Origin of the sequence: Pseudomonas sp. Pseusp3 (genome assembly GCF_047304225.1) — a bacterium.
Taxonomy (GTDB): domain Bacteria; phylum Pseudomonadota; class Gammaproteobacteria; order Pseudomonadales; family Pseudomonadaceae; genus Aquipseudomonas; species Aquipseudomonas fluorescens_CD.
Map to the genome: position 1 here is coordinate 1 of NZ_JBGLYV010000160.1, position 9136 is coordinate 9136.

At 57.9% G+C, this 9136-nt stretch carries 11 protein-coding genes; 6 read left to right on the forward strand and 5 right to left on the reverse strand.

Annotated features, from left to right (window positions below; translation table 11 throughout):
* Both ACCD00_RS29185 and ACCD00_RS29190 read right to left on the reverse strand, forming a co-directional pair.
* Positions 1-1131: fimbria/pilus outer membrane usher protein (locus tag ACCD00_RS29185; RefSeq protein WP_413428691.1), on the reverse strand; the 1131-nt coding region annotated here is incomplete at its 3' end.
* Positions 1132-1253: 122 nt separating this feature from the next.
* Positions 1254-2000 (reverse strand): fimbria/pilus chaperone family protein, encoded by a 747-nt coding sequence (locus tag ACCD00_RS29190; RefSeq protein WP_413428692.1) that lies wholly within the window; start codon positions 1998-2000, stop codon positions 1254-1256.
* A 476-nt stretch (positions 2001-2476) separates the two neighbouring features.
* Here ACCD00_RS29190 and ACCD00_RS29195 point away from each other — a divergent pair, with 476 nt between their 5' ends.
* The 4 genes from ACCD00_RS29195 (at position 2477) to ACCD00_RS29210 (ending at position 5082) form a co-directional block, all read left to right on the forward strand.
* Entirely contained in the window at positions 2477-3103 is a 627-nt protein-coding gene (locus ACCD00_RS29195) for a response regulator (RefSeq protein ID WP_413428693.1), read from the forward strand.
* A 120-nt stretch (positions 3104-3223) separates the two neighbouring features.
* Positions 3224-3694 carry a nuclear transport factor 2 family protein gene (locus tag ACCD00_RS29200; protein WP_413428694.1) on the forward strand — a complete coding sequence of 157 codons (471 nt, stop codon included), beginning with the start codon at positions 3224-3226 and terminating at the stop codon, positions 3692-3694.
* 40 nt (positions 3695-3734) lie between these two features.
* Complete coding sequence (locus ACCD00_RS29205) at positions 3735-4055, forward strand: GIY-YIG nuclease family protein (protein ID WP_413428695.1); 321 nt, start codon at positions 3735-3737, stop codon at positions 4053-4055.
* 88 nt (positions 4056-4143) lie between these two features.
* Positions 4144-5082, forward strand: coding sequence for a glutathione S-transferase family protein (locus tag ACCD00_RS29210; protein ID WP_413428696.1), 939 nt, complete (start codon positions 4144-4146; stop codon positions 5080-5082).
* 108 nt (positions 5083-5190) lie between these two features.
* Here ACCD00_RS29210 and ACCD00_RS29215 read toward each other — a convergent pair whose 3' ends face one another.
* Positions 5191-5541, reverse strand: a complete 351-nt coding sequence (locus ACCD00_RS29215) for a glutaredoxin family protein (protein WP_413428697.1) — start codon at positions 5539-5541, stop codon at positions 5191-5193.
* Positions 5541-6545 (reverse strand): nucleoid-associated protein YejK, encoded by a 1005-nt coding sequence (gene yejK / locus ACCD00_RS29220; protein WP_057396732.1) that lies wholly within the window; start codon positions 6543-6545, stop codon positions 5541-5543. Before yejK ends, ACCD00_RS29215 begins: the two co-directional genes overlap by 1 nt.
* A gap of 395 nt (positions 6546-6940) precedes the next feature.
* On the opposite strand from yejK, the gene ACCD00_RS29225 reads away from it, so the two are divergent.
* Positions 6941-7222, forward strand: coding sequence for an HU family DNA-binding protein (locus ACCD00_RS29225; protein WP_007905514.1), 282 nt, complete (start codon positions 6941-6943; stop codon positions 7220-7222).
* A gap of 305 nt (positions 7223-7527) precedes the next feature.
* Positions 7528-7965 carry a DUF3757 domain-containing protein gene (locus tag ACCD00_RS29230; RefSeq protein WP_413428698.1) on the forward strand — a complete coding sequence of 146 codons (438 nt, stop codon included), beginning with the start codon at positions 7528-7530 and terminating at the stop codon, positions 7963-7965.
* Between the two features lie 155 nt (positions 7966-8120).
* On the opposite strand, the gene rlmF is transcribed toward ACCD00_RS29230, so the two are convergent.
* Positions 8121-9136, reverse strand: a 1016-nt coding sequence (rlmF, locus tag ACCD00_RS29235; protein ID WP_413428699.1) for a 23S rRNA (adenine(1618)-N(6))-methyltransferase RlmF, incomplete at its 5' end; no start/stop codon positions are given.

The window sequence follows — 9136 nt, forward strand, 5'->3', positions numbered from 1 at the left end:
GCTCTGTGCCGCGCCGAGACTGCGTACCTGGCCGGCGGCCAACGAAAAGCCGGGAGCCGGCAGGCCAACGCCGAGCAGGGCGGCGGGGACCGTGAAGCGTTGCTCGCTGCCATCCGCCTCCTTTACGGTGACTTCAACATCGGAGCGACTGTCGAGCCGGCGTACGTTGCCAAGGGAAAACGGTCCTGCCGGCACCACTGTCGAGTGGATCAGCGAACCGTTCTGGCGAATTTCGACCTGAGCCTGGCCATGAGCGATCCCTTCGATGGGATTGCTTTGGCCTTCGACCTGGAGCGCCTGTTCGGTCATGACCTGAACGCCGGTGATCTGCGCGCCGGCCAGTACCGGGTTGTAGAGATTGATCTGACCCGCTTGAAGCACCGTCTCCTGGCTGGCAAAGGTGCGCTGGGCGTAAGCCGCCAGGTGAGTGGTGCTGGACACATCGTTCTGCCAGGTCTGCACCTGACGACTGCGCACAATCCAGTCGCCGGCATTGAAGCCGACTTCGGTATTGGCTGAGAGGTAGCGGTTCGATTGACTGCCGTATTGGCTGTGAAGGCTGTTGATGTCGTAGTTGAATAACCCGGCGACACCACCGGTCTGGTAGCCAGAGATATCCCGGACCGCAGGACGTATCGCCTGGGTGGGTACTATCAATGACAGGCCGAGGTTGGCCGGGTCCTGTTCGATTCCGGTTTGCGGCCAGGTGGCGAGTAAGTCGAAACAGCCTTTGTCGTTGGCCGGAGTCGGGGGCACGCTCAGGTTTGCCGCATCGAGCAGGACACGGTCAAAGCACAAGCTGCCCTCCTGGTTGAACGTGACGTCCACCCGGCCACGACGCAGGCCATTGACCGTGAGGGTGATCGGATGTCGGCCAGCGGTGAAGCTCGGAGCGGCCAGCAGCAGGGTTGCGAGAATCGGGTCGATACCGCGTTGACTGAGCATTTTCTGGTCGAACGAAGACTGCAGCGAAGCAGCATTGAGGTCTTCGGCATTGGCTTCGAGCCCGATCAGCACGTTGCTCAGCAGCAACACCATGCCGGTCCGGACTCGCGACAGGTGCGGGGGCATGCTGGCCGGCCGAATCGCAGGCATGGCTACGCCATCACGGTATTTCAATACGGTGTTCATGAGCTTCACTTGGGTTATGGCGCGGCGCCGGCTTGATCCACGACGGTTTGCGTTGCGTTTGCAGCGACGGCAAATCAGGCCGTCACGATGAAATGTCGCCTCCTGTTTTTCCCTGCGCGGCGCTATTGGAGGTGTCGGTTCCGGGGGGTGAGCAGTGCGTCATAGGGAGGCACGGCAAAGCCATAGACGGTCGCGGGATGAATTCGAACCTGGGTGGCAGCCTTTGTGGGGACCGGAACGCTGATGTGGTCACCGGGCAGCACGTAGGTCCTTGGTAGCGTGGCACTGCTCCCGGAAGGCAGCAGTTGTACCTCCTGAGCCAGGCGTACGACATAAGGTGTTTCGTTGCGTACGCTTAGTTGACCATCCTGCAGCGACCATTTCAGGTCGGTCCATGGTGTGCGGTTCGGCGCCAGGCCTGCGGGGTGAAGGATGACCGGCAGGTTCTGGCGCACCGTCACACCCACACGGGCATGCCCGGCCTCGGGAGCAGATTTTCCTTGGGGGACTCCTTCAAAAATCACCCGCTTCAAACGCTGGGTGAGCAGGGGCTTTTCTGATTGCAGGATGAAGCGCACCAGCTGTGTCCTGGAGGCTTCAACACGTGCCAAGGGTGGTGTCACGAACACCAATGGCTCGGTGTCTTCGGGAATGTCTTCAATGGTGACGTGTAGCAGCGCCAGGCTGGCGTCAGTGTTGGTCACGGATACAGCAGTTTCCCCGCTGGCTTCATTGACGATGACCACGGACGTGTCGGGCACCATGCCGTCGGCGGGGACCTGTGCGGCCCATAACAGCGCACACGCACCGATACCCGTATGGGTCAGGCGGCGCACCTGCTTGAAAAATGATGTATTGATGTCTCTCATGAAAATTCCCGGATAAAAGACCGTTGGCATGGCTCGCAATGCAGACAACGCAAGGCTTCCGTGAGCAGGAGTGCAGTACGCAGGGGGGCACTGGTGTCATGTTCATGCATTCGATAGCCAGGCACTGAGTGAGCGCAGTTCTGTACGGGGACGACGGACTGTTTGGCAGGCCACAACTTAGCGAGCAGATAAGGCGGGAGGAATGCAATAAATACGAAAAGAGAGAGGGGTGTGTATGAAAGAGTGTTGCGGACTACATAGCGTTTTCTAACGGAGGGAGTTCTTTGGTTGTAGTCCTCTTGCGTAGTCTTTATCGCGCTGCAATGTAGGGATCATCTATTTGTTGGATGGGCAAAGAGTTAGCCCATTGAATACATTGAGGATGCGACGTCAGAGGCTTTTTCGGGGCGTTGTGGAAGGGGTATGAACGGCGCTATTTTCCGCGCCTTTGCGCCACAAGCAGGAGGTATCCCACAATGCGAGTCGTTATTGCTGACGACCATTCCGTCGTTCGTGTCGGGCTGCGCATACTCATCAACGCCAGTCGACGATGCGTGATCGTCGGCGAGGCCGACGGTACCGACAGCCTGATGAGTCTGCTTTCAAGCACGTCCTGCGACCTGCTGATCACTGACTTCTCCATGCCGGGAGGGCGGCAGGCCGATGGCTTGAAAATGTTGAGTACGATTCAACGCCATTACCCGGCCTTGCCGATCATTCTGGTGACAATGTTTACCAGCGTGGCGACGGCGAGGGCTGCGCTGGCTCAAGGGGTGATGGCCGTCGTGGCCAAAACCGCATCGGCGACTGATCTGCCTCTGGCAATCAATGCTGTGCAGGAAGGGCATCGCTACCTCAGCGAGTCCCTGCGCGCGCTGTTGACCAACGCCGGCCATCAGTTGCACGAATCGCCACTGTCAGCCAAGGAGCACGAAGTGGTTCGAATGCTTGCCAGGGGCATGACCGTCAGCGAAATCGCCATTCACTTCAAACGAAGCGTGTCGACCATCAGTAAACAAAAGAACATGGCCATGTACCGTTTGGGGATTTCCACGGACGTCGATCTTTTTTCCTACGCCCGGGACAACGGAATGTCGTACTGAAATGACGAGAATAGTCATCGCGTCATTTTCGTCATGAATGCCGATAGTGTTCGATGCGTTTGCAGACTATCGTGCAGGCAAACTTTCGACACCATTATGCAAATCCAGGGGAGCCCGCAAATGAGTGAAGCCCATAGCGCCTTGATCACCCGTTTCTACCAGGCTTTCCAGCGCCTGGATGCCGAAGCCATGGCGGCCTGCTACACCGATGATGTGGTGTTCAGTGACCCGGCGTTCGGCGAGCTTCGCGGTCGCGATGCCGGTGACATGTGGCGCATGCTGACCACTCGGGCCAAGGACTTTTCCCTGACCTTCGATCATGTTCGCGCCGACGAGCGCACCGGTAGTGCCCATTGGGTCGCGACCTATCTGTTCAGCCAGACCGGCAACACCGTGGTCAACGATATCCAGGCGCGTTTTGTCTTCCGTGACGGCAAGATCTGTGAGCACCACGACAGTTTCGATCTATGGATCTGGTCACGTCAGGCGTTGGGTTTCAAAGGCCTGCTGTTGGGCTGGACGCCGCTGGTGAGAAACGCTGTCCGCACGCAGGCATTGAAAGGCCTGAAGGCATTCCAGGCCAGTCGCTGATAAGATCGCGGCCTGTTTTCCTTCAAGCCCTGATCGTTACGTGACCACCCTCAGCGAAAGCAGTGTCGACGCCGACACCCCCGCGAACAAAACCTGGTTCGTCTACCTCGTTCGCGCGGCCAACGGTTCGCTCTATTGCGGGATCAGCGATGATCCCGTGCGTCGCTTCGCCAAGCATCAAAGCGGCAAGGGTGCGCGATTCTTTCTTTCCAGCCCGGCCATGGCCCTGGTCTACACCGAACGCTGTCGCGACAAAAGCGATGCGTTGCGTCAGGAACGGCTGATCAAAAAGCTCAAAAAGAGCGCCAAGGAATGCCTGGTGGCGAGCGCAGTGAGCGCCGCCTCTGACTTATCACTCTGACTGATCAGTTCCCATCAGGCGGACCTGTAGGCTGCCAGGTGATTGCGCGCTAAGCTGCGGATTCCTGATCCTTGCGGCGGAGCCGAGCATGTCCGAGTTGATTCTGCATCATTACCCGACGTCCCCCTTTGCCGAGAAGGCCCGCCTGCTGCTGGGCTTCAAGGGCTTGTCATGGCGTTCGGTAAATATCTCGCCAGTGATGCCCAAGCCGGATCTCACGGCGTTGACCGGTGGCTACCGCAAGACCCCGGTGCTGCAGGTTGGTGCGGATATTTATTGCGATACGGCATTGATTGCCCGACGACTGGAGCAGGAAAAAACCTTGCCGGCGTTTTTCCCGGAAGGTCAGGAAATGATCACCGCGACGTTTGCAGCCTGGGCCGACTCAGTGGTGTTCCAGCATGCGGTCAGCCTGGTGTTCCAGCCGGAATCGATAGCGGTGCGCTTTGGCAAGTTGTCGCCGGAAGCGATCAAGGCGTTTATTGCCGACCGTGCCAGGTTGTTCAGTGGTGGTAGTGCGATCAGGCTGGCCGCCGAGCAGGCAAAGCACCAGTGGCCAACGATCATGTCGCGGCTGGAGTTGCAGTTGCAGCGCGAAGAGGGAGATTTCCTTTTCGGTGAGCCGTCGATTGCCGACTTTGCCCTGGCTCATAGCCTCTGGTTTCTCAAGGCCACGCCGGTCACTGCGCCGCTGGTGGATGCTTACCCGGCAGTTGCCGCGTGGCATGCGCGGGTACTGGGCTTCGGTCATGGTGCATCCAGCGAGATGAGTTCCGAGGAGGCTCTGGCAGTGGCGCGCGCGTCCACGCCAGCGGCATTGCCGGATGAGCAGTTCGTCGATCCCAACGGGTTCACGGCGGGGCAACAGGTAGTGATTGCGGCCACGGACTACGGCGTTGATCCGGTAGCTGGGGAGTTATTATTTGCCGGTCGCGAAGAGCTGATTGTACGACGCGAGGACGAGCGTGGCGGCGTGGTGCATGTGCACTTCCCGCGCTTGGGCTTCCGCATCGAAGCTGTCAGATGATCTCTTGTAGGAGCGAGCTTGCTCGCGATGGTCGTCAACGAAGACGCGGAGAGCCAGGTTCTTCGAGGTGTTTTCGGATTCATCGCGAGCAAGCTCGCTCCTACAGAGCTACTTCAAGGCGGCCAGGATCGCATCCGGGTCGTACCCGCGAATCAGGGTTCCGTTCACATCGATAATTGGAATGCCGCCGCCGCCCAGCGCCTGATAGTCTCCGCGCGCGACGGCATCCTTCTCGATATCGAACTCCTTGTACGGAATTCCTTTCTGATCGAGAAAGCGCCGGGTCAGCTTGCAGTAACCACACCATTCGGTGGCGTAGAGCACAACGTTGGCCTGGGTCTGCGTCTGTGCAGGCACGACTTGCGAAGGGTTGAGCGCCCGCTCGATCTTGCCCCAGTTCTGGCAAGCCACGACCACCAGCAGGATCAGCAGGAATTTCTTCAGTACGCCGCCGAGCATCAGTTGCGACGCTTCAGCTGATCGGTGAGCGAAGTGGGCAGGCCCTTGATGATCAACGTACCGGCTTCTTCGTCGTACTCGATCTTCGAGCCCAGCAGGTGTGCTTCGAAACTGATCGACAGGCCTTCGGCGCGGCCGGTGAATCGGCGAAACTGGTTCAGGGTGCGTTTATCGGCCGGGATTTCCGGCGAGAGGCCGTAATCCTTGTTGCGGATGTGATCGTAGAAGGCCTTCGGGCGTTCTTCGTCGATCAGCCCCGACAGTTCTTCCAGGCCCATCGGCTCACCGAGCTTGGCCTGGCTGCTGGCGTAATCCACCAGGGTCTTGGTCTTCTCGCGGGCGTCGTCTTCCGGCAGGTCTTCGCTTTCGACGAAATCACTGAAGGCCTTGAGCAGGGTGCGGGTTTCACCGGGGCCGTCGACGCCTTCCTGACAGCCAATGAAGTCGCGGAAATACTCCGAAACCTTTTTGCCGTTCTTGCCTTTGATAAACGAAATGTACTGCTTGGACTGTTTATTGTTCTGCCACTCGGAAACGTTGATCCGCGCCGCCAGGTGCAATTGGCCCAGGTCCAGGTGACGGGACGGGGTCACGTCCAGTTCATCGGTCACGGCCACACCTTCGCTGTGGTGCAGCAGGGCGATGGCCAGGTAGTCGGTCATGCCTTGCTGATAATGTGCGAACAGCACATGGCCGCCGACCGACAGGTTCGATTCTTCCATCAGTTTTTGCAGATGCTCAACCGCCACGCGGCTGAACGCAGTGAAGTCCTGGCCGCCATCGAGGTACTCCTTCAGCCAGCCGCTGAACGGGAACGCGCCGGATTCAGGATGGAACAGGCCCCAGGCTTTACCCTGTTTGGCGTTATAGCTTTCGTTGAGGTCGGCGAGCATGTTCTCGATGGCCGCGGACTCGGCCAGTTCAGAGTCACGGGCGTGGAGAACTGCAGGTGTGCCGTCGGGTTTTTTGTCGATCAGGTGGACGATGCAATGACGGATCGGCATGGGCTTCTCGGCTGAATGAAGAGAGGAGGGCGTGCTCCCCGAAAAAGCGCTCAGTGTACCGCAACCGCTGGTTTTGGCGCGGTGCGAAGGGCAATTGGCAGGCGACCGACGGCGCTTATGCGTTTTTTTCCCGTTTTAGCGCAATAAAGCTGACCAAATGGGTAGCTAGAGGCGGATATTTCCACGGCTGTGTGCTAGCTTTGCCCGGTCTTGCGCGAAGTCACTGCGTTAAGCGTGCAGTCAGCATTTGTCAGGTCGAACCAAACCCTGATTTCGGTATCTATAACCCCGATCCCGAGGTTATTTGGCCGAGGGTGCCAGATCCAGAAGATCGGGCTCGATGGCTGACATTGCACTCTGCAATCCATATGAATTTGATAGGGAAGGAACACTAAATGGCTCTTACTAAAGACCAACTGATCGCCGACATCGCTGAAGCTATCGACGCGCCGAAAACCACCGCGCGTAACGCTCTGGACCAACTGGGCCAAATCGTTGCCGATCAGCTGGAAAACGGCGGCGAAATCACTCTGCCAGGTATCGGCAAGCTGAAAGTGACTGAGCGCCCTGCCCGTACTGGCCGTAACCCTTCGACTGGCGCTGCCATCGAAATCGCTGCCAAGAAAGTGATCAAGCTGGTTGTGGCCAAAGGCCTGACCGACGCTGTCAACAAGTAAGACTTGTTAAAAAAAACCGTGCACCGGAGCGATCCGGGCACGGTTTTTTTGTGCGCGTTGTAACGGTTTACGCAAGGTGAATTTTTGGAATAATCCCTTTGTTGGGAAGTAGTTGTTACTCGTGCGCCTGACAGGGATAGCCGTTTGCGCTGAATAATACTTTTCTCTCTGTATATAACGAACGTTCCTACAGAACTGATAGTTGAGTGTGCGCCTTGGGTCGGTAGTATCAATAAGGCGTAGCGCTGGGCTTTGCGTAAAAAAGCCAAAACCAAACTTCAGTTGTTCGTCACAGGGACGTTATTATGAAAGTTAAACAGTTGTTGATGTGCGTATCGTTTCTGGTGTCCGGCCAGGCCTTGGCCAATGTTACCGAGTACTGCCCAAGCCCTTCTGACATCAAGGAGTTGGCGGCCGGTGCCTATAAAGCCCCGACAGCAAGTGGCGACGGGGAATGGTACGGTGTTTCGCAAACCGGGCGTGGACCGGCAGGTGAGTTCGAGTTGGCGATATTCGCTCCTCGCATAGCGGCCGAAGGCGGCACTGTTGCCGGTGAAATTCTGCGTTGTGGTTACAAGTTGCAACATGGAGGTGAGTTGGATATGAGATACAAGCGAGAAGGAACTATCGTAAGTATTGATACCAATGGGCCATGGGAAGAATGGCTTGGTCAGTATTACTGCGATAGCAAGGAAGCGCGTACCTGTGCGTTCAAAGAAATTGTTCGAGCAACAAAGCGATGAAACGGAGATGTCTGAACTTTTCTGTTGTCGAAGTTGCTCGCAAAGTCCAGGCAGTTTGTGATTACAGATCTGAGCTTCACGGTTAACCGCTAAGGCTTGTTAAAAAGCCGTGTACAGGAGTCACCCTGACACGGCTTTTTTGTACTTTTGACTTTTTACTCGGCTGTAGACTTCGACCATCGTGCCTGACGCCAGGCTTGTTGCTGCGCTTTGGTCTGGAAGGTCCAGGCGACGAAGCGGCTCTGTTTCTGTCCCTGACCCATTTCCACCACCTGACTGTCCAGCGCGCCGGCCTTGCTCAGAGCCGCCTGGATCGCCGGCAGGTTCGACGCCTTCGACACCAGCGTGCTGAACCACAGCACTTGTTGCGCCACCTGCACGCTTTCGCTGACCAGTTGCGTGACGAAACGCACTTCCCCGCCCTCACACCACAATTCCGCCGCCTGCCCGCCGAAGTTCAGCACTGGCAGCTTGCGTTTCGGATCGGCCTTGCCCAAGGCTCGCCATTTTCGCGTGCTACCCCGTGTGGCCTCGTCCTGCGAGGCGTGGAATGGTGGATTGCACATGGTCAGGTCGAACCGCTCTGCGCTTTCCAGCAGGCCTGTGAGGATCTGCTTGGGGTTGCTCTGCTGGCGTACCTGGATCGCTTTGTTCAGGCCATTGGATTGAATGATCGCCTTCGCCGCGGCGATGGCGGTCGCATCGATATCGGAACCAAGGAACTGCCAGCGATAGTCGCTGTAACCGATCAGCGGATACACGCAGTTGGCGCCCATGCCGATATCCAGCACCTTCACGGCCGCGCCACGGGGGATCACGCCGTCATTGCCACTGGCCAGCAGGTCGGCGAGGAAGTGCACGTAATCGGCACGGCCTGGCACCGGAGGGCACAGGTAGTCGGCCGGAATGTCCCAGTGAGCGATGCCATAGAACGACTTGAGCAACGCCCGGTTGAACACCCGCACGGCTTCCGGGCTGGCGAAGTCGATGCTTTCCTTGCCGTACGGATTGATGATCACGAATTTCTGCAGTTCCGGGGAGCTTTTGATCAGCGCCGGAAAGTCGTAGCGACCCTGATGGCGATTGCGCGGGTGCAGGTTGGCCTTTTCCTTCGGGGCGACGGCCGTGGCCAGGGTCTTCGGGGCAGGCTTTTGGCGCGCAGGCTTGGGGG